Here is an 18319-nt window from a genome sequence, read left to right on the forward strand (position 1 = left end):
GATCGATATTAATAGATACAAAAAAATTCGAGTAATATGGAGATGATTATGATATTTTTATGTATGGGTTATTTAATCCCTGAAAAAATGGATGCTCGACCAAATGCAGAGATTGAGGCAGTTATGAGTGAATGCCAGCCACACCTCGAGAAATTTTATGATAGCGGAAATGTGTTAATCGATGCCGGTCTGGAGCTAGAGACAAAAAGCTTACGACGTGTGAATGGTAAGGTAACCGTAACAGATGGTCCTTTTACAGAAACGAAAGAGCTGATCGGCAGTATCTTCCTTATCGAAGCTGAGGACATGGATGAAGCGATCCAGTTGGCCTCTCTTCATCCGACAACACAAGTGAGCAGTGGAGAAGATTTTGGCTGGCGCTTAGAAATTCGTCCTGTTCATTACTTTAAGAACGATAAATGAGTTACCTTAAAAAAGGCATTTCCTAGTGATTAAACTGTACCCTGTGTAGTAGACACTCAAAAAAAGTCTACTGCATAGGGTCTTTTTATGTACAATGAAGAAAAAATGGTACGGGAGAAGAGTATGAGTAAAAAATTATTCTCGAAAAAAGAGATCGAGTTATTATCCAAAAATCCTTATGTAAAGTCAGTAAGCACCAAAGGAATTACCTATACAGACGAATTTAAAGAGATCTTTATCACACAAAATAATCAGGGGAAGTTTCCGAGAGAGATCTTCGAAGATTGTGGATTTGATATAGAGATTGTTGGAATGGAACGTATTAAGGCCGCGGCCAACAGGTGGCGATTGGCCTATCGTAATCAAGATGTTATGGGACTCCGTGATACAAGGGCAGGCAATTCAGGCCGATCAAAGGACGGAGAGTTATCCGTCGAGGATAAGTTTGCTCGACTAGAAGCCGAAAATAATTTGTTGAAAGCAGAGAACGAACTATTAAAAAAGATTCGCTTTGCCGAAAGGGGTCTGTGAAACCTTAAAAGAGCTCCAACAAGAAGTAAAAGATGCCATTCGCTATTACAATTACTACAGATACCAATGGAATATGAAAAAGATGACCCCTGTTCAATACAGAGATCATCTTCTTAAAGTAGCCTAGCTTTTTTTACAATGTCCTTTACAAGGGGTACAGATTAATATGGTACTGATCTTTTATATATTTTAAGTGTGGCAATCATTCCTCTTTGGGACAGACACCTAACAAGCCCAACCCGGCATACAGATAAGAGTAACGAAAAAAGCCGGGAGGTGTCTGTATGTCCGGGTTGCTAGCCGTGTTAGCGTACTTTTTCAAAGAGGTAATGCTGTTTGTTTCGTATGTAAAAAACAATGCGTTTCCGCAACCCCTCTCCGAAAATGAGGAGAAAGAATACTTAAAGCTGATGGCCGAGGGAGATCAGGAGGCCAGAAGCAAACTGATCGAACACAACTTGCGTTTGGTGGCACATATTGTAAAAACAATATGAACATGAAACAATATCGTAAAAGCCCACTGAATACCTATTTTATTCAGCACTCTTTTCAATTATTTTTAAGCCGTAAACATAGGAAGAAGATAATAACATCTGAAGTAATTCCCAAGTTTTTTGTTGAGTAATAAAATTAAACACCTTGCAACTAAAATGGTACTAATCTATAACAATTATTCACATAAAGGATATATTCTATTTGGGTTCTATTCAAATTAAAACAAAAAAACAAGGCACTTGAGATGCGCCTTGTTCGACTAAAGTATGAGATAAAAAATAGCAACACTTTAAGAAATAATGAAGTTTGCAACTATCTTCCAATTAAATACAGATTTAAGCACTGATTTATTTTAACAACCGTTATACGGCGTTCGTATTTAAGAAATTAGAAACTTCATTAAATGCCTCATTAATATCTCTTTCATTGCTTTTGGAACCCTTATTCATTTGGATCAGTGAAATTATGAAAAAAATTAGACCTAAACCTACAAATGGAATTAAGACCGCCGATAGCACCAAACTAAAATAGCCTCTACCAGTAGGCGCGTGTTTTCCGCCAAAATTTAGTTTAGCGCGACCATCTTGATATGTAATTCTAACTTTCCCTTTACTTTTAATAAACTTACCAGCAGAACGAGGGATTAAAGATACTTCTAATACGTTTCCATTATCTTTAGATTGACATTGGAATTTGTCTTCGAGTGCATGTATAATTTCTGTTTTTAACTGGTCCTCGCTAGTACTTGTATTGCGCAGTGTTTTAGTTACTGTAAAGCCCATTTAGTTATTTCCTCCTAGTCGTTTTGTACTATAATTATAACTCTTTATCAAACCATTGAAAAGTAAAATTTGTAAAAAGGTAAAAAAATGTAATTTAAAAGATTTTTTACCATTGTTCTTTTTAAAGTGAATTTGTATGTAAGTCGAGAAATGAAAATAAGGTATTAGGGATATTAAAATATCTCTGACCTCCCTGGGAACATATTCTCCGCGTTTTTAACTATACTTCGTTACGTTAGTTTTCTTTTGTACCAGTCTAAGGTAAACCAGGTTATTTACATATTTTAGTTCAAGCTCATTCCTCAATAAGGATGAGCTTTTTTCCATTACATCTAAAATTTCATTTATGTAAATAACTATTCATTGATATGAATATAAATTTTACCTGGTGTGCAAACTACATTCATCAAGAGTTTGAAAGATGGGAGAGTAAATTATTGAGCTACATTAAGATTAAGGGTTTAACAATAAGATCGAGTAGTCACATATTTGACCAAAAAGCAGCAGAAACTTGGTTTGATATCTATCTGGATTTAGTGAAGGACGAATTTCTCAAAACTGCTTCTAAAGATCTAGGAGACGTGCATAAGTTTCAATGAATAAGGGGAGGGAGGAAGCTATTTGACTACTGTCGCTTATTATCGCTCATCGACTGACATGCAAGAAAACTCAGTTGATACACAAAGGCATCAGGCGGAAATGTGTGCAGCAAAGAACTCATTGGTAATTGATAAAGAGTATATAGATAAAGGTGTTTCTGCACGAAAAGTTCCTTTACATCAAAGGAAGAGCATGAATGAGCTTTTATATGATATCAAGAAAGGAAAAATCAAAAACCTAATCGTTTATAAAAGAGACCGTTTAGCTCGAAATGTAGAAGAGTCCATGAATATATTTAACGAAATTAAGGCAAATGGTGTGAAGATTTATTATGCAGCATCAAATGAGTTTGAGATGCGTTGTGATCCTGTCGGAGAGTTTTATGAGTTGATTATGGCGGCATACAGTGAACGAGAAGGCGAAACCATCATTAAAAGGATCATGGAAACAAAACAGGCATTAGTAAAGGAAGGCCTTATCCCAAACGGAAGACCTTGTATTGGATATAAGAAAACCAGTGAACCAGGTAAGTGGGAAGAAAAAACAAGTGAAATGGATATTATAAAAAAAGTAATTGAAGAGTTCATGAAAGACGAAAATAAATTTTCTACTCTAAGTGCTTTTGTTCTGCATTTAATAAATAACGATTTTAAACCCGTTGGCAAAGGGGGATGGACTAGTCAGAAAGTGGAAGCTATCTTAACGAATCCTGTTTATATGGGCAAACACACGATAACAATTTTAAATGAAACCTTGCCCCTTGATGTTTCATACCTAGCAATCATGTCTGAGAAGGAATGGTCAGAAATTCAACAAAAGTTGGCGGAGACTAAAAGAAAGAAAGCAAAAAGTGCTTCCGTAGATCCAGAGCTTCATCTCAAGGAATTGTTAAAATGCTCTTTTTGTAAAGGACCATTAAAAATAATCAGAAAAAAGCTCAAGAAAAAGGATGTATTGTTCTACACATGTAAAAACCACCCAGAAACAAAATTTGATTTAGAAAGACTGCACAAAATCGCTCTTAATCGTACAGAGATTTTTTTTCGAAGACTACATTCCATATCTTTTAAAGACGTTTTTATGACATTACAAAAGCATCAAACAGACAATCTCAATAAAGTAATCGAAGACGTAGAGAATCAAATAGTAATGTACAAAAATGAACTGCACCAACACACAGAGGTTTGGCTTTTGGATATAACAAATGAGGATGTTAAACAACAGATGATGAAATCTTATCAAAATATCGAGATATTAGAATTAGGGTTAGAGAGTTTTAAAGATGAAAAAATCCATCATAGAGAGTTTCTGAAACGATTGAATGAAATCAAAACTAAAGTGGCATCCAAAATTGATTTAAACTCGTATGAACCCAAAGGATTAAAGGATATTTTCGAAAAATTCATCAGTAAAATTAAAATGGACAACAATAATATCCACTTTTATTTTAATCATCCATATTATGAGAAAGGAAAATGGTGTGATCATGTTGGTATCAAATAATATCTTGCCAGAGGGACTCGTGGGAGCTTTTTATGGAAGACATTCAACAGACCTCCAAGACATGGATGCCCAAAAGCACTCAGCAAGATCCTTCGTTCAAAAAAGTGGCAGTGTTATCGGTTACTATTACGAAGATTCGAATGTTTCAGCGGTAAAGAAAAAAATTGAAGATCGCCCAGAACTGACACGTTTGTTAAAAGACGCTCCTAGAGGTAAATTTGAGTTTATTGTTGTATCCAATCATGATCGATTGGCTCGCTCACCCATGGAACATCAGGAAATTCGGAGAAAACTTAAGTCATGTAATGTTCCTGTTTATATTAGTACTACCGAAGAGCGATACGACATTGGAGATTTATTAACTCAAATTATTAAAGACGGTGTGTCAAAATTAGAAGCTGACAACACACGGTTAAGAACAAAAAATACTCTTGAATCCTTTGTAAAGAAAGGAGAATGGCCTGGCGGAAGGGTCCCTTATGGCTATGAATACAGTAAAATAGTATCTGAAGGAAAAAAAGTCGTGGAATTTAAGTTAATTAGCGGCAAGAAGGATATTATTATGAAAGTATTTGAATTGTATCAAAAAGACCTTGGATTCACAGCCATCTCAAATGAGTTACAAAGCCTTTATCCTTCTGAATCCTTGAGCAAGGGTAGAGTAAAGAGTATTATTACCAACCCTTTTTATGCTGGATACTTTACCATTAATCGTAAGAAGGGAAAAAGTCATAAATCACTTTATGACGATCAGGCAAATTGGATTATGCAAAAAAGTACCAATATACAAGCAACCATTTCGATTGAAGAATGGCAAAATTGCTGGAGAATTTATCAAAAACGTAAGAAAAGAAATACAAAAGAAATTCAAGAAGATGATGATAGAGAAGAAAAGGTGGAATTTTTTAATACAAGCAACTACTTCCAGAATCTTATTTATTGCAAGCATTGCGGCCAAAGCCTTAAATGCAAAAATCAAATCACAAAAAGTAATACTGGGAATGAGTACGGGGAGAAAATATACCATTGTACACATTGTAGGGAACTTAGAATAGAAGCAGGTTTGCTGCATACATTGGTCAATAAAATTTGCAGAGATATTGCTGCCCTTTCTAATTCCGAAATTAGGACCAGTGTACAAACAAAATTGTTAAAAGAAAAAGAGGAATTAGAGAGTAAAGTAAATACAAATAATGCTAATGTTCATCAGGTTTATGAACAACTTAAGAGGTTAGATTCTGAGTTAAACACTCTAATTAACATGAATAACAAGGAAAATAAAAGCTTCATAAGGGTTTTGTTGATGAGCAAACAAAAACTTGTCGACGAACTCAGCAATTATGAAGAAAAGACTAAAGTGTTGGAGAAAGAGATAAACAGTATTTCGTTTGTTTTAGATAATCAAAGCCTCTGGAAACACTGGATGGAGGATATTTTTAATGGGGATTTAACTAATAATCAACTTAATATAAGAAGATTAATGGTTCACCATGTCAAAAGGATAACAATTGACAAAGATGGCTCCGTTGACCTTCTGACGGTTCATTTTCCAGAATCGTTCAAGTATGAAATTGACCTCGCAAAATAGAGGTCATTTTTTGTTCACTATGTCTCGGCAACGAGGGGGGACAAGTTTTATTATCTCGGTCGGGAGATAGGGAAGTGATCACTTCCCTATCTCCCGACCGAGTATGGCATTTTTGATGTCCACTTAAAGACAAGCAGAAGTAAGGGCATTTTTATACCTGCTAGTCCAAACAATTAATAAACCGTATCCATCGATTTTTCTTTCTCGGCCAGTAGGTAGGAATCTACGATGAATTCTCGGTAGGGGGGCACACCCATATCTTACTTTAAGACAAAGTGTTTGTATTTTTTGCTTATCGTCTTTTCACAGAAAAAGCAAAATCCTGCTCGGCCAAAAGAGACATATGAAAAGGGCTAATATCGTTTCATGCAGTTAAAAAAGAAAGACATCCAAAAACGGATGTCTTTTCCTACTTGAGTGTACGTTGGTGATACGCCATCATCCGCTCCCATAATCGGTCGATGTTGACTTCGGTCTCCAGATCATCCGTAGGTATGAACACCGTTTGATCAAACCTGGGGTAATAGAACCCGATTTTTTCTATTAGTTCTTCAAAGACTTTCGCAGGGTTGTTCTTGTCCAGAATGTAATAGCCAATCAATTGATAAACTTGATCCCCTTTGTAGGAGTAATCCTTCGTAGATTTAATATCATACATGGCTTCATCCACGATCAAATCGCCGTCGGCTCCGCCAGTAAAAAGAGCAGTGATCCCGAAGATTGGGTTGATCTTGACTGATTGAGGGTCTTGTACGTTGAAAAAAGGGGGCAGATGGTTTTTCGTGTGATCGGCTAGTGCTTTAAGATCCCTGAACTCTACCTCTTCGGGTTCCGTATAGCTTTTTTCCCGTAGCGGGATGGTTGCACGATGATGATGTTCGCAATAGGCGAAAACAATCATACCACGGAGTAACTCTTCTTCGTCCACGTCATGCCCCTGGATATACGAAATACGCAGGTTGGAAATATTCTTAATTTTTTCATGTAACTCTTCGCTTTCTTTTGGAGGCAAAAGATGTTGAATTCTCTCATACCCTTGCAGCACTTTAGACTCCATCTTGATTTCTTGCATGATACGGTTTTTGCGTTGGAAATACGCACGAAACCAAGAATCATAAGCAGTCCCTACAATTCCTGAATGGATGTAAGGATTGAAATCCATCGGTGATGGAACGAGTAGAGGTGCTTGCTTAGAAAATGGAATGGAGCCATTCTCACACTGAAACAGGGCTTTGATGTTCCCTACTTCTTCTTTAAACATTTGCTTATAATCCTTATGCCTCTTGATCAGTTGCGTTAAACTCATGTTCTTTCCTCTCTCTTAGTAGTTATTTGGAACGTTTTCCCTTATTATACAAGAAAAAGACATCCGAAGTCGGACGTCTTTTTATCATTAGGCAAAGTTTTTCTAATTTCTCTTTACATATAGGGGCTTTTTACAAATTCTACATCATTTAGGAATCTCAGTTGTTCGTTCTTAACTCTGGTAACATTACCACAGTAAAGTTACTCGGATAAAGTTTGAGGTGTAAAGTTCTAATCGGTCCCAGTACTTTTGCCACAAGTTTGTACATATAGTGACTATATACAAAGAGGGGTGAAAAGAAGTTGGGGCGTTTTTTAACCACTCATCAAGCACTGAAAATCCTGCACAGTCATTACATTACGGATTCTTTGCAGATGGTTGTTCGCTGGATAAGGGAAGGAAAGCTGCCAGCGGAACGGACAAAGAACCGCAGAGACGGTTATTTGATTCTTGATACGGATCTTGATGAGTTCATTGAGGAAAGAATGCCAGGCATGATTCAAATGCGAGAAGTATATCAGGAAACATGGATGTATGAACCATCCCCCCTAGAACATAAAAAACATGTATCTTTTAGTCCAACCAAGACATCTCCCAATTTGGAGGAGCGAATGTCTGTTCAAGAGAAAAGAATTGAGGACTTAGCGAAACACTTTGAACTGCATAAAAAGGAACATATGAGTTCACAAACGAAAATACAGGAGCTGTTGAACAAATTAATTAGACAAGGACTCAATGGGAAAGGGAAAGAAAAGGAAAAGAAAGAGAATACACCTTTACAACCTGTTTTAATCGCTTGGGAAGAGTTTATTCATCAATGTAAAGAATTGTTGGTACCCGAAGAGAAAAAGGAACATGAGAAAACCATTCAAATACTGAATAAGTACTATGAGGACTTAACAGAAGGTGGGGCAATAAAAAAGGAATACTTGACAGTTAAAAATAAAATCCGTTGCCCTTATAATGATAAAAAGTCAGGAGACCTCAAAAAATTGTTAAAAGAGACCGTACAACCACTCGTAGATGAATATTTTAATAAGGAAGAGCTTCCCCACCCGAAGCGGATAAAGAAAGGGGAAATTGAGGACGGTGAGCAAGAAAGTTTAAAATTCCCTGATGGTGATTCCAAGGGAACATCTGTTGTAGAGAAGAACAAATTTCATTCGCAAAAGTCATAGACTGCTTAGTTATCTAATGCGGTCTAATCTTGTGTGATATTTTTTAACTGGATATTTCATGAAACTCAGCTGTAAACTGTTCAAAGATTGAAGTTCTAAACCGTATTTTATCCCGTTGGAAGAAACGGTCAATGGCGACCTGCCCTGCTGAAGACATGGTTGACAAAAAAAAGAGAGCTATCGCTCTCATTTTAAGAATTGTTCCAATCCTTTTTCAAAGCTGGATAACAGGTATTCAGCCGTGCCTGGCTCGGTTTCTGATAAGTCACGGTATTGTTTCATTGCTCGGTTAAAGCGAAAAGATGTTTGATCTGTTTCCTGATCTGGCGAAACCATGGTGAAGATCACAAGGTCCTTTTGAATCTTTTCTAATAATCCAAGCTCAATCGTACCAGTTTTACCTGTCTCTAATTGACTCAAATATCCCGATGATACCCCGAGCTGCTTGGCAAAAGCGTTTAACGTTATCCCTTTTTTTTGTCGGAGAAATCGAATTCGTTTTCCTAGATCTTGCATCATGAAATATGGATACCTCCTTACCAAGTGCATATGCGAACTTTTTCTTGGTAAGGACTATTTCTCTGCTGTGTTTCTGATTTCCTTTGTCTTTTCGTTACCTTCCTGATAGGGAAGGTGATTCTTTTGTAAAAACGGCCCATTAGCTACACTTGTTCAAAAGCTATCACTGGGAATTCAATGGTCCAGCGAAAGCCCAGGGATTAGAGAGAGTTCTTTCAACGTGTTAGTGATGATATCGGAGATCATATTGCTGTTTTTGCTTAAACAGGAGAATAATTAAAGCCCCGCATAATGAAACGGGGCTTTTGGTTCGACTACTCATCATCCTTTCAATCTGGCGTGAACGTAGAGAAGATATGAAGTTCCTTATTTATTTTATCAAATAAAGGAAGGTCAATTTTTTGTGTCTTTCCTGTTTCCAGTTGACTCAAATATCCAGAGGAAACACCGATTTGCTCGGCGAAAGCATGTAATGATATCCCTTTCTTGGTTCGATTAATCCTTATTTTTTGTCCGAAATCTTGTGTCATATTGCACCTCCTTAATTTCACTGTATAGGAAGTTTTGCTTTTTAGACTTCCTTCAATAAGGTTATTTATTTACCTTGGAGCAAAGCCATTTTTGAAGCATTCATGACGAGTGCTGTTTTTGGATAAAAAAGGAATAGGAAACTTTCTGTTGAATTATTAAAATTCGAAAGGGATTGTTCAATAGGAGAGGATCTTTTTCATTGGGGGCACTTGAATTAGAATTCTCTCTTTTTTTAGGCTGTTTTGGCATTAATTGTAGTTTTTCTTACCCTTGTTCAACTAACGTGCAGGTTAGTTGAAGAAGAAGGAAAGCAGTTAAAAGTAGGCGGAAATAAAACAGAAAAAAAAACCCCTGATTAGATAGAGGTTAAAGGAATATCATCTTGAATAACTTTATTTATTACAGCTAACGTAGATTCAATATCATTATAGGTATCAATATTTCCATTGTTAAAGTATGTGATCTTGATACAATTTCCTTCATAGCACACGGTAAAGATAGGTGAATTTAGGTTATCTTTAAATGTTAGAGTTATTTCGCAATCACTGTAAAATACCAGGGTTTTTAACATTGTTCTGATGTGTTCTAGAGACATATTTCTTAGTCTCCTTCCTTAGTAGGAAGTGACTAAGAAAAGTCTAAGGTTTCCAATATTTTATTACTCGAATTTACCTTAACACTTTAATACTTTATAGTAAATAAATTATCTGAAAAAGTCTAATGCATTATCTTCCTGAATTGGTGATGAATAACTAATCCACTTACTGCCAGTTCATACTTTTGTTGTTCAACTAAAGGGGCAGGTTAGTTGAAGAAGGAAACCATAGGTCAACTAAAGGTACGCTTCAGCAAACATTAACCGATTATTTTCAGGAACTGTGACCATCTTTTTTTGGGGGAAGGAATTATCCTTCCTTCATTATGAAAATAACTAAGGGATATGATTTCGATAGGGAATGGTTTGATTTCGGTGGTTACGCTGTTTTAGCATTGTAGCCCTCTAAATCTTATTCAACGGGGCTTTAAATTTAAATTTAGGCTCTGTCAAACGTTATTGTTGATATTTCATCAAAAAAAAGAACCCATTTATGAGTTCTTCTTGCAAGGCATCTTCTTTAACTAAAGCACTCGTTAATTTAAGTGAAAATAATCACAATAACAAAAACGAAAGTAAGGTACCCCTCTTATTTGTTGAGGTCTTGTTAGAATAATGTTTTTATTTTTTCTCTTATATTGTTTATAACCTTTTGTCCTGTGTTTACCTCTGTTAGAGTAATATCCCACATTACAGCATTGGTAATTGGATTGGGGTCCTTGTTAATTATTTTTATGGTAAGGTCATTTACGCCATCTAAAGGGATTTGAAAATCCTCCTCGCCTGCCAATGATAATCCTAACGAATAAATAACTGTTCCGCCACTGATGAATTCTATATCACTACCTTCTGTGCTTGCAGCGTTAATTACATTGTCTGGTATGGCGACATAGCCTGTTATGTTTTTATATTTGCCATCTAAGTGATACGTGAATTCATTGTTTTTCATATTATTTCTACTATACAGATTTATTTGAGGCGTAACCTCTCTCCGATCTACTTTAAAGCTGGACAAGCTTTCATCCCACTGTACAGATCCATCTTTTAAAATCAGTTCATTCAGAGCTGCGGTTTCCCCTCCCCCTTTTTCTAGATAATTATTGATACCGCCAATAATTATAATAGTGCCAAGGGCAAGTACAATAGCCATTAAGATTATTTTGCAAGTCCCTTTTGGTTTATCTCGGTCACCTGTGATCATTCGCTGTGCCGCAAATCCTACCACAGCACCTAATGAATTAATTATGATATCGTCTATATCAAAAGCTCCCAAACCAGAAAACATTTGCAGGGTTTCTAGTATTGTTATCGACAAAATAAAAAAGCTTATAAAGCGTCTAAAGCTATAACGAAACAGGAGTGGAATGATAATCCCAAAAGGTATGAATGCTCCAAAATTCCCGAACTGAAAAAACCAATTTTGAAAGTCTCTTCCCATTGGATAATGCAATTGAATTCCTTCAGGTATTGCGTTAAATCGTAAGCTGGAGTCTTGCCCTAGAGAACCTCTATTGAAACCAAGAAACAAGAAATAGAGGGTCAAAGCTGTATATAATGTTAACAACACAATCGTTGTTTTTCGCAACTTTCCTTGATACATAATTACAATCCTTTCTTTTCTGGATAGTGAGTCTCGTCTACAGGTGAACTCGAAGCTTTAGAGGAACTTGAACATTCCCCTAACACCTCAATGATTAAAGTAAACTGAAACTCCATAATAACCCTCTCGCACTCGCACGTTTTCCAATTATACGATTAATAAACATTGTTGATTGTGGAGTTTCAGTTTTTTATCAACTCTATTTTACTAATTCTTGTTGAGTTAACCTGCCGCGTTAGTTGATGAAGAAAATCAACAACATAAATTAACAGAGCCTAAATTTAAAACAAAAACGGCAGAAGTTCCTGCCGTTTTACTGCTTTGAAGTATCAATCATCCCAGACCTCATCCATCAGGTCTTCGATTTCTTTTCTCAATTTTTCAGTTTCTTCTTTATCAACGACGATCTTATCATCTTTAAAATAGATCACGTCTCCGATCTTTGCTTCTTCAGGAAGGGAAGAACGAAGTATGTCTTTGGTTTCATTGCCGATCTCGATGACAGCATACTCGCCTTCAAAGCGGTCAATAATCCCCTTAACTTTCTTCATTACTTTTTCTCCGTTTTTACAGATAACGTGCTGCCGTTTGTTGTAAACACAATAGATCCCTTTTGGTCCGTTCTTAAGATTTTTGCTGGTTTCAAACGGTTCAAAACTTCTTTCGTAGGGTGACCATAATGATTTTTACCCACAGAAATAACCGCATATTGCGGTTTCACCTTTTTAAGGAAAGCCGAGCTGGATGATGTTTTCGCTCCATGATGCCCAACCTTTAACACGTTTGCTTGAATGTTTTGCTTAGAGTTGATCATATCGGTTTCTGATTTGAACTCGGCATCTCCTGTGAAGAGGAATGACTTTTTCCCATGTACCAAGCGAAGAACGGCACTCCAGTCGTTCAAATCACTTTTGCTGTATGTTTTGACAGGAGCAACAAATGTGGCCGTAGCTCCTTTGAGTGGAACCTTAACACCTTTTGTGGCAGTTTTAATTTTAAGTCCCTCGTGTTTAACCGCAGCCAAGAATTCTTTGTACGCGATACTTGTATGCGATACCTTTGGTGCATATACCGCTTTAACTTTGAACGCCTTCAACACTTCATCTAAGCCGCCGATATGGTCTGCATCAGGATGAGTAGCAACCATCACGTCGATGTCTTTGACTTTTTGTTTCTTCAGATAAGCAACAACGTCGCTGCCGTCTTTATTCCCACCATCGATAATCATGTCATCACCACTGTTACTGTGGATGTAGGCCGAATCCCCTTGGCCAACGTTAATGAAATGTACAGCTGTTGTTTTTGTAACAGCGGTAGTAGGTGTACTTGAAAACAACAAACTGCTGCTTAGTGCAGCAACTAGACCGATTGATAATTTCTTTGATTTATTCAATTCATTCTTCCTCTCTTGTATGTAAATCCAAATGTAATTCTAACCCATTTATTGAAAACTTTCTATACCGTAATAATAAAAAAGATTTAAATTTTTAACTAATATTGGTAAATTAGAGTTGGATATATCAATGCTGAAAGTGAATGTCCTCAACAAAGTAATCACTAAATAAGGTGGTAAGATTCAGCATGAAGAATTACATTTCGAGTACAAGCAGCTGAATAAAGCCTTTTATTTCCTTCAAGAGCAATATGAAGAAGCTGTGAATCAAAAAGAAAATATCAAGGTAAACTATAAACCGTCGAAAAAAGCCGAAAAGGAAGAAATAAATATCGATGATTTTCATCAGGTATTTGACGAAGAATACAGCAAAGATTATCAAGCAGTTGGAATTGACAATACGATTGAAGAAGCAGAACGGATGGCGAAAGAATCCCGTTCCATCATCCATGTAAATCCTGAAATGAAAGAAGTATTGCATCGTTTGTATCCAAACAAATAAGGAGGCAATTTAAGATGAAGATTACTGAATCAGCGAAACCTGCGTTACAAGGTGTTTTTCAAGCAATTATTATTGACTAAATGTAATAATACTGGTTATATATGTTATAAAAAGAAAATTATTACGGGGGATTTATGGATAGTTATTTAGTAGTCGATAGGTTGAATTCGATTCAACATTATGCAAGCTCGTTAAGCTATGATTTATATTCAGGATTTAGCGATGTATCAAATGCAATTGAGAGTGTTGATGGAAGTTTTGGTAGAATCGAAACAAGTATCGACAATGTTTATGAGGGTTTACAAGAAATAAATTATGAGCTATATACTATCTCTAATGGAATAGAGAAAATCAATAACTTTTTAGAAGAAAACAGAAAGCAACAATTTAAATTCCATTTTGAAACCATGGAGAAATTAGGAGATATTGAAAACCTAATCAAAAATCCAAATGAGACCGAATCCAAGGAAAAAACCAAGGTTGCTCTCGATTTAATCCAAATTGATGAATATGAAGAGGGGATTTCATTACTGTTTGAAGCCATTAAAATTAATCCTATGAATGCTGAGGCACATTTTGCTTTAATGCTTCATTTCAATGAGAAAAAACAAAATGATAACGTCTTAGAATATGGATTAAAGGTCTTAAAACGTTTGGACATTAATAAATCAGGACAAATTTATGCAGAAACCATTAACCTAATAAGTCGTCTTTACTTAAAAAAAGGGGAATATGAATCGGCTTTTTCTCTTTATCAAACGATGTTCTCACATCATAGAGGAAATGAGGAAGAGTATTATAATGCTGTATTGCCTGGTTTACTCACTGGAAAAGTTGCTGATGCAAGAACCTATGTGAATAAAGTCATATTTAGTAATCAAAAAAAATTCGGTTTGTTTTTAATCGACCAACAATTTGAGCCTGTAAGAAAAGAATTAAATGAGATTTTAGAGGCAGAAAAGAAAAACTTAGAAAAAAACGTCAACAACCTCATAGAGTTGGGATTAGAAGTTCATCAAAAACTTCAACACTCCTATGACTTACTTGATACCACCGAAAAAGCATGTCCTGATCTTAATAGTTACGGAAATAGTTACGATTTTAGTGGGTATTTCGCTAGGATGAAAACACCTATCAAAGATATTCAGAATCGATTATTGGACGAATATGTTAATCCGATGAAAGTACAGATGGATAAGGGGTCATTTGAAAGTTTTCGTGAAATGCAACGTCTTATGTATGATTTTATTTACGATGAATCTGGAAATAGAGTGAAAGTAACTCAATTTAAAAGTGTGTTTGAACAAAAAAACCGCCTGAAAGAAGTGTGGAATGAAGAAATAAAAAAGGCTTCTGATAAAGTAGATACATGGAAAATGGAAGCAACTGAATATCGAAATTATCTGAATAATGTTTTAAATACTAAGACATTGAAATCCATGTTTTCTCCTTCTGAAAAGAAACGGTTGAAATCATCAAGAGAATATTGGGAAGAACAGGTTGAGGTGTCTGAACGTATAATTGAAGATTATCAAAAAACTGTTGATGAATTAATAAGGTTTAAAGAACCATTGATTAATGCCCTAGATGGTATCTTCGATTTATCATTATGGGATAAGTTAAAGGATAAAAAGTATAGTGGTAGAGTCAATTTCGATAATATCCATTAATATCCTCCTCTTAGTACACAATATAGGTCAACTCTTCTTTGATATTTACTCTATAATTATACATCAAATTTAGATTTTGATAAAAATGAAATACGCACATTAATTAGCAACTAATTTATTACTTTGACAACATCCATTGTCACTTTGCTAAAAGAACAAGGTGCAAAAAACATTCGTTTCTATTTTGCAGGATCAGGCTGTTGTGGTCCTCAAGTAGGATTGTCAATTGATGAGCCTGCTGAAAATGATATGGTTCAAGAAATCAATGAGATCTCTGTTGCCATTGATGCAAACGTGAAAGAGATGACAGATTCCCTTACACTTGACCATCAAGAAGGTGGATTTGTTCTTGTAGGTATGCCTGAAAGCAATTGTTGTTAAAGAAAACCCCACTCTTGGAGTGGGGTTTTCTTTATATTGACATAATGGCATTATTATAGGCTGTTTTTTGTTCAACTGAAAAAAGGTAATTCTCTTGTACTTTTCAGACATCACTTTCAGTTCTCCAGTTTTTATTAGTTCGAGGAAAATAGGATTTTCACTGGTATTTTCAATTTTTCTTATAAATCGGACCAATCATCAAAATGATGATTGGTCCGATTTTTTATACAGGTGTACTTTATAAACGCCTCACAGGATACCTAGGCCTTGGCAGTAGAATTTCTTTTTACGAGTAAAATAATAATGCGGATTAATTCAATCCAAACCAATGGAACGATAATAAAAAAGAGACATAAATAAATGATTGCTAAGATGATATTCCAAATGACTCGTTTAGCAACTAATCGGTGAGCTAATAATGGCTTTAAACCATACCTACGAAATAACCTCGGTAGGAAAAACAATAGTAAGACAAACAGGAAAACTAAAAAGGTCCAGAATGGCGACGAAGGTTCTTCTGCTGTTTTGTTTGTTGAAGAAGAAGCAAGCTCTTTCGGTTTTGATTCCTTTTTAACAGCAGCAACTGTTTCTGTTTTCTTTTTGTTGTCTGTGTCTTCCTTTTTTAATGAGACTTTTTTTACCGTTGTTTTCTTAGTTTCATCGTTCTTTTCTGTGGTTTTCTTTGTTACTTTGGGTTTATTGGATTGGTACATACCAATGTAATTCTTACGGGCGTACTCCATGGCTTGCTGAATTCTGTTTTCATACTTGTAGGTACCATAATCATAGAAATCTTCAACAAGACCTGCTTTTGTGATCGCTTCTTGTTGCAGAGTATTTCCTACCCAGACCCAAGCAAGCAATCTGCCATATTTATCGTAAAGGGTACCGCCGTCTGGCTGTAACGAGATATTCCCTTTTTGATTTAGGCCCTTTTCTCCAGAATTAAACGGGGCAGGTGTATCCGCAACCTCTGGCAAATGGACAGGTTCATCACATTCTTGATGAATCGCCTTAATCATTTGTAAACGATTTTCAAACAGCTGAACTTCTAGCTTGTTTTGTTCCAGTTGCTGGAGTTTTTCATGTTCTCTTTGCTGTCGGTCAAGCTCTCTCTGATACTGATAAGCTGTGGACCTATGCCGCTTACCAGAACTTGAATATTTGGAATAGGATAAGCCCGTTCCTGGAATACTGGCCGTCACTCGACTCCCTCTGGAATTAACACTATTACGAGGCCCTTTTCCACCGACACTTGCACCAATCCCACTTTTACTGACATTCATCTTACACCAGGTGCCACTTTGAAACTCTTACTAAATCCAATGCCCATAAATATTAGGCTCCTTTGGCAATTAAAAAGACCTATTCATAATTAATGAAAGGTCTTTGGCAGTTTTAGCGTTCACATGCTATGTAATCTTTGTCTCGATCTTTGCTTTTATTGGCATCATACAGGGCTTTTGAAACATAAGGTTTGTAATGGGTTTTGCCGCCTTTGTTTTTCACATTCTTGGTTCTGGCTACGCCACCTTTGTAGTCCTTGTTCAAAGCGGTACAGTTTTTGTACGTTTTTACTTTTGTGACAGAAGTCTTAGCTTCCACATTTACACCACTAGATAGACCAACCACTAATCCGCATGTCAAAAATACGGCACTTAGTTTTTTCATGTAACCCACTTCCTTTTTTTGTATGTAAAGTTATTGTATAGTATGAAATTTGATACTGCAATAACTTTTTTGGTAATAAAATCCTAGTAAAGGGTCTAAGTGTATGCTTTTGAAAAGTACATTAAACGCATTATCAATGCCTTTGGTTGAATAAGAACACAACTGATGTCATAGAAAATAAGAAGGGAACAGCTGTGAACAGTTGAAAAGGGGGAAAACCTTGAGAAAACGTTACGCTTCAACTCTTATATTTTGTATACTGTTTTCCATGGTTGGTTGCAATCCCATTAGTAAAACAAAAATCTCAGTTGTAGCACAAATTTCAAAATTAAGTGATAAGCAGTTTGAAGAAGTGGGAACTGAAGGTTTAAAGAATTCTTCAAAAGATGATTTTCGTAAGTTTACCTTTCATTTTAAAATGGAAAATCCACCTGATACCTCACGAAAAATTGAATTTCCTAAAGGAATAGCTTGGAAGAATTCTATAAACTCGGTGGATGGAAAAGTCAGGTACTGGTTTGGTGAAGAATACCAACAAGATAATGAAGGTGAAAATTTCGCACTTTATCATAAGGACTTTCTCTTTTACTCCAAAGGGTTAAGCGAAGATGAGATAAAAGAAGCATTCGACTTCATTATCTTGAAAGTAGCTTGGAAGACGAAAGATAAGAACCAAGGAGAAAAAGAATATAAGGTGAGCAAATTAATCAAATTTAAATGAACGTTAGCTTAAAAAAGGAAAGCTCAAGAGCTTTCCTTTTTTGTAAAATTGGTTTCAAAATGTGTCTTATGTCTTAAGTATTCTACATACGATCTCTTCTCGGTATCAGTTAGGACATAATCTTTTGAATTACTCCATGTATGATTTAGGTCATCCTGAGGGGTTTTTTTTGTTTCTTTGTCTCCATTATTCAACTCTTAATCACCTCCGTAATTACAATTAATTGTTAATTACGACTGAGTTAGACAAATTCCTGCAAATGATATCCATCTTTTGTAATTTATTTTCAGTGTTAATCGAACGTATATTCGCATATAATGAAATTAAGGA

Annotated in this window: 18 protein-coding genes and 2 pseudogenes; 11 read left to right on the forward strand and 9 right to left on the reverse strand. The window is 35.8% G+C overall.

The genetic code is table 11. From position 1 onward, the window contains the following. The first annotated feature begins 48 nt into the window (after window positions 1–48). The 4 genes and pseudogenes from OKX00_RS08895 to OKX00_RS08905 all read left to right on the forward strand — a co-directional run. Window positions 49–423, forward strand: coding sequence for a YciI family protein (locus OKX00_RS08895; protein WP_256225824.1), 375 nt, complete (start codon window positions 49–51; stop codon window positions 421–423). Between the two features lie 105 nt (window positions 424–528). Next, window positions 529–927 (forward strand): annotated as a pseudogene (locus tag OKX00_RS08900) (HTH domain-containing protein); the annotation flags it as partial. A gap of 7 nt (window positions 928–934) precedes the next feature. Further along, the gene (locus OKX00_RS23340) at window positions 935–1081 is read left to right on the forward strand and encodes an IS3 family transposase (RefSeq protein ID WP_416054314.1); all 147 of its coding nucleotides are present in this window, start codon (window positions 935–937) and stop codon (window positions 1079–1081) included. Window positions 1082–1238: 157 nt separating this feature from the next. Continuing rightward, window positions 1239–1439, forward strand: a pseudogene (locus OKX00_RS08905) (RNA polymerase subunit sigma-70); the annotation flags it as partial. A gap of 372 nt (window positions 1440–1811) precedes the next feature. Here the strand turns inward: OKX00_RS08905 and OKX00_RS08910 are convergent. Continuing rightward, window positions 1812–2231, reverse strand: coding sequence for a hypothetical protein (locus tag OKX00_RS08910; RefSeq protein WP_265410154.1), 420 nt, complete (start codon window positions 2229–2231; stop codon window positions 1812–1814). Window positions 2232–2852: 621 nt separating this feature from the next. Here OKX00_RS08910 and OKX00_RS08915 point away from each other — a divergent pair. Both OKX00_RS08915 and OKX00_RS08920 read left to right on the forward strand, forming a co-directional pair. Then, complete coding sequence (locus tag OKX00_RS08915; RefSeq protein WP_265410155.1) at window positions 2853–4334, forward strand: recombinase family protein; 1482 nt, start codon at window positions 2853–2855, stop codon at window positions 4332–4334. Beyond that, the gene (locus OKX00_RS08920; protein ID WP_265410506.1) at window positions 4318–5922 is read left to right on the forward strand and encodes a recombinase family protein; all 1605 of its coding nucleotides are present in this window, start codon (window positions 4318–4320) and stop codon (window positions 5920–5922) included. Before OKX00_RS08915 ends, OKX00_RS08920 begins: the two co-directional genes overlap by 17 nt. A 409-nt stretch (window positions 5923–6331) precedes the next feature. Here the strand turns inward: OKX00_RS08920 and OKX00_RS08925 are convergent, their stop codons facing one another. Continuing rightward, the gene (locus OKX00_RS08925; RefSeq protein ID WP_265410156.1) at window positions 6332–7228 is read right to left on the reverse strand and encodes a hypothetical protein; all 897 of its coding nucleotides are present in this window, start codon (window positions 7226–7228) and stop codon (window positions 6332–6334) included. A gap of 443 nt (window positions 7229–7671) precedes the next feature. Between OKX00_RS08925 and OKX00_RS08930 the strand changes: the two genes are divergently transcribed. Next, window positions 7672–8406, forward strand: coding sequence for a hypothetical protein (locus OKX00_RS08930; protein WP_265410157.1), 735 nt, complete (start codon window positions 7672–7674; stop codon window positions 8404–8406). Between the two features lie 186 nt (window positions 8407–8592). Here the strand turns inward: OKX00_RS08930 and OKX00_RS08935 are convergent, their stop codons facing one another. From OKX00_RS08935 to OKX00_RS08955, 5 genes are all read right to left on the reverse strand, one after another. Next, window positions 8593–8925: a helix-turn-helix domain-containing protein gene (locus OKX00_RS08935; protein WP_265410158.1), complete on the reverse strand. Its 333-nt coding sequence runs from the start codon at window positions 8923–8925 to the stop codon at window positions 8593–8595. A gap of 329 nt (window positions 8926–9254) precedes the next feature. Next, entirely contained in the window at window positions 9255–9455 is a 201-nt protein-coding gene (locus tag OKX00_RS08940; protein ID WP_265410159.1) for a helix-turn-helix domain-containing protein, read from the reverse strand. A gap of 1203 nt (window positions 9456–10658) precedes the next feature. Further along, a complete protein-coding gene (locus OKX00_RS08945) occupies window positions 10659–11651 on the reverse strand; it encodes a VanZ family protein (RefSeq protein ID WP_265410160.1) in 993 nt (330 codons plus the stop codon). Between the two features lie 329 nt (window positions 11652–11980). After that, window positions 11981–12202 carry a DUF3006 domain-containing protein gene (locus OKX00_RS08950; protein ID WP_265410161.1) on the reverse strand — a complete coding sequence of 74 codons (222 nt, stop codon included), beginning with the start codon at window positions 12200–12202 and terminating at the stop codon, window positions 11981–11983. Continuing rightward, the gene (locus OKX00_RS08955; protein WP_416054315.1) at window positions 12202–13044 is read right to left on the reverse strand and encodes a ComEC/Rec2 family competence protein; all 843 of its coding nucleotides are present in this window, start codon (window positions 13042–13044) and stop codon (window positions 12202–12204) included. The genes OKX00_RS08950 and OKX00_RS08955 overlap by 1 nt, the downstream gene beginning before the upstream one ends. A gap of 262 nt (window positions 13045–13306) precedes the next feature. On the opposite strand from OKX00_RS08955, the gene OKX00_RS08960 reads away from it, so the two are divergent. From OKX00_RS08960 to OKX00_RS08970, 3 genes are all read left to right on the forward strand, one after another. Next, window positions 13307–13546, forward strand: a complete 240-nt coding sequence (locus OKX00_RS08960) for a hypothetical protein (protein ID WP_265410162.1) — start codon at window positions 13307–13309, stop codon at window positions 13544–13546. Between the two features lie 134 nt (window positions 13547–13680). Next, window positions 13681–15216: a tetratricopeptide repeat protein gene (locus tag OKX00_RS08965; protein ID WP_265410163.1), complete on the forward strand. Its 1536-nt coding sequence runs from the start codon at window positions 13681–13683 to the stop codon at window positions 15214–15216. A 123-nt stretch (window positions 15217–15339) separates the two neighbouring features. Continuing rightward, window positions 15340–15597, forward strand: coding sequence for an iron-sulfur cluster assembly accessory protein (locus OKX00_RS08970; RefSeq protein WP_265410164.1), 258 nt, complete (start codon window positions 15340–15342; stop codon window positions 15595–15597). A gap of 260 nt (window positions 15598–15857) precedes the next feature. Here the strand turns inward: OKX00_RS08970 and OKX00_RS08975 are convergent, their stop codons facing one another. Then, window positions 15858–16883 (reverse strand): DUF4236 domain-containing protein, encoded by a 1026-nt coding sequence (locus OKX00_RS08975; RefSeq protein ID WP_265410165.1) that lies wholly within the window; start codon window positions 16881–16883, stop codon window positions 15858–15860. A gap of 112 nt (window positions 16884–16995) precedes the next feature. Continuing rightward, window positions 16996–17268 carry an excalibur calcium-binding domain-containing protein gene (locus tag OKX00_RS08980; RefSeq protein WP_265410166.1) on the reverse strand — a complete coding sequence of 91 codons (273 nt, stop codon included), beginning with the start codon at window positions 17266–17268 and terminating at the stop codon, window positions 16996–16998. Between the two features lie 220 nt (window positions 17269–17488). Between OKX00_RS08980 and OKX00_RS08985 the strand changes: the two genes are divergently transcribed. Then, window positions 17489–17989, forward strand: a complete 501-nt coding sequence (locus tag OKX00_RS08985; RefSeq protein ID WP_265410167.1) for a fructose-bisphosphate aldolase — start codon at window positions 17489–17491, stop codon at window positions 17987–17989. Window positions 17990–18319 lie beyond the last annotated feature (330 nt).

This window comes from Fictibacillus sp. KU28468, assembly GCF_026153615.1.
Lineage (GTDB): Bacteria > Bacillota > Bacilli > Bacillales > Fictibacillaceae > Fictibacillus_C > Fictibacillus_C marinisediminis.

Excerpts from the sequence above, each read along its gene's own strand:
- OKX00_RS08895 (WP_256225824.1), top strand. The coding sequence starts at position 49 with ATGATATTTTTATGTATGGGTTATTTAATCCCTGAAAAAATGGATGCT.
- OKX00_RS08910 (WP_265410154.1), bottom strand. The coding sequence starts at position 2,231 with ATGGGCTTTACAGTAACTAAAACACTGCGCAATACAAGTACTAGCGAG.
- OKX00_RS08920 (WP_265410506.1), top strand. The coding sequence starts at position 4,318 with ATGTTGGTATCAAATAATATCTTGCCAGAGGGACTCGTGGGAGCTTTT.
- OKX00_RS08925 (WP_265410156.1), bottom strand. The coding sequence starts at position 7,228 with ATGAGTTTAACGCAACTGATCAAGAGGCATAAGGATTATAAGCAAATG.
- OKX00_RS08935 (WP_265410158.1), bottom strand. The coding sequence starts at position 8,925 with ATGATGCAAGATCTAGGAAAACGAATTCGATTTCTCCGACAAAAAAAA.
- OKX00_RS08940 (WP_265410159.1), bottom strand. The coding sequence starts at position 9,455 with ATGACACAAGATTTCGGACAAAAAATAAGGATTAATCGAACCAAGAAA.
- OKX00_RS08945 (WP_265410160.1), bottom strand. The coding sequence starts at position 11,651 with ATGTATCAAGGAAAGTTGCGAAAAACAACGATTGTGTTGTTAACATTA.
- OKX00_RS08950 (WP_265410161.1), bottom strand. The coding sequence starts at position 12,202 with ATGAAGAAAGTTAAGGGGATTATTGACCGCTTTGAAGGCGAGTATGCT.
- OKX00_RS08965 (WP_265410163.1), top strand. The coding sequence starts at position 13,681 with ATGGATAGTTATTTAGTAGTCGATAGGTTGAATTCGATTCAACATTAT.
- OKX00_RS08975 (WP_265410165.1), bottom strand. The coding sequence starts at position 16,883 with ATGAATGTCAGTAAAAGTGGGATTGGTGCAAGTGTCGGTGGAAAAGGG.
- OKX00_RS08980 (WP_265410166.1), bottom strand. The coding sequence starts at position 17,268 with ATGAAAAAACTAAGTGCCGTATTTTTGACATGCGGATTAGTGGTTGGT.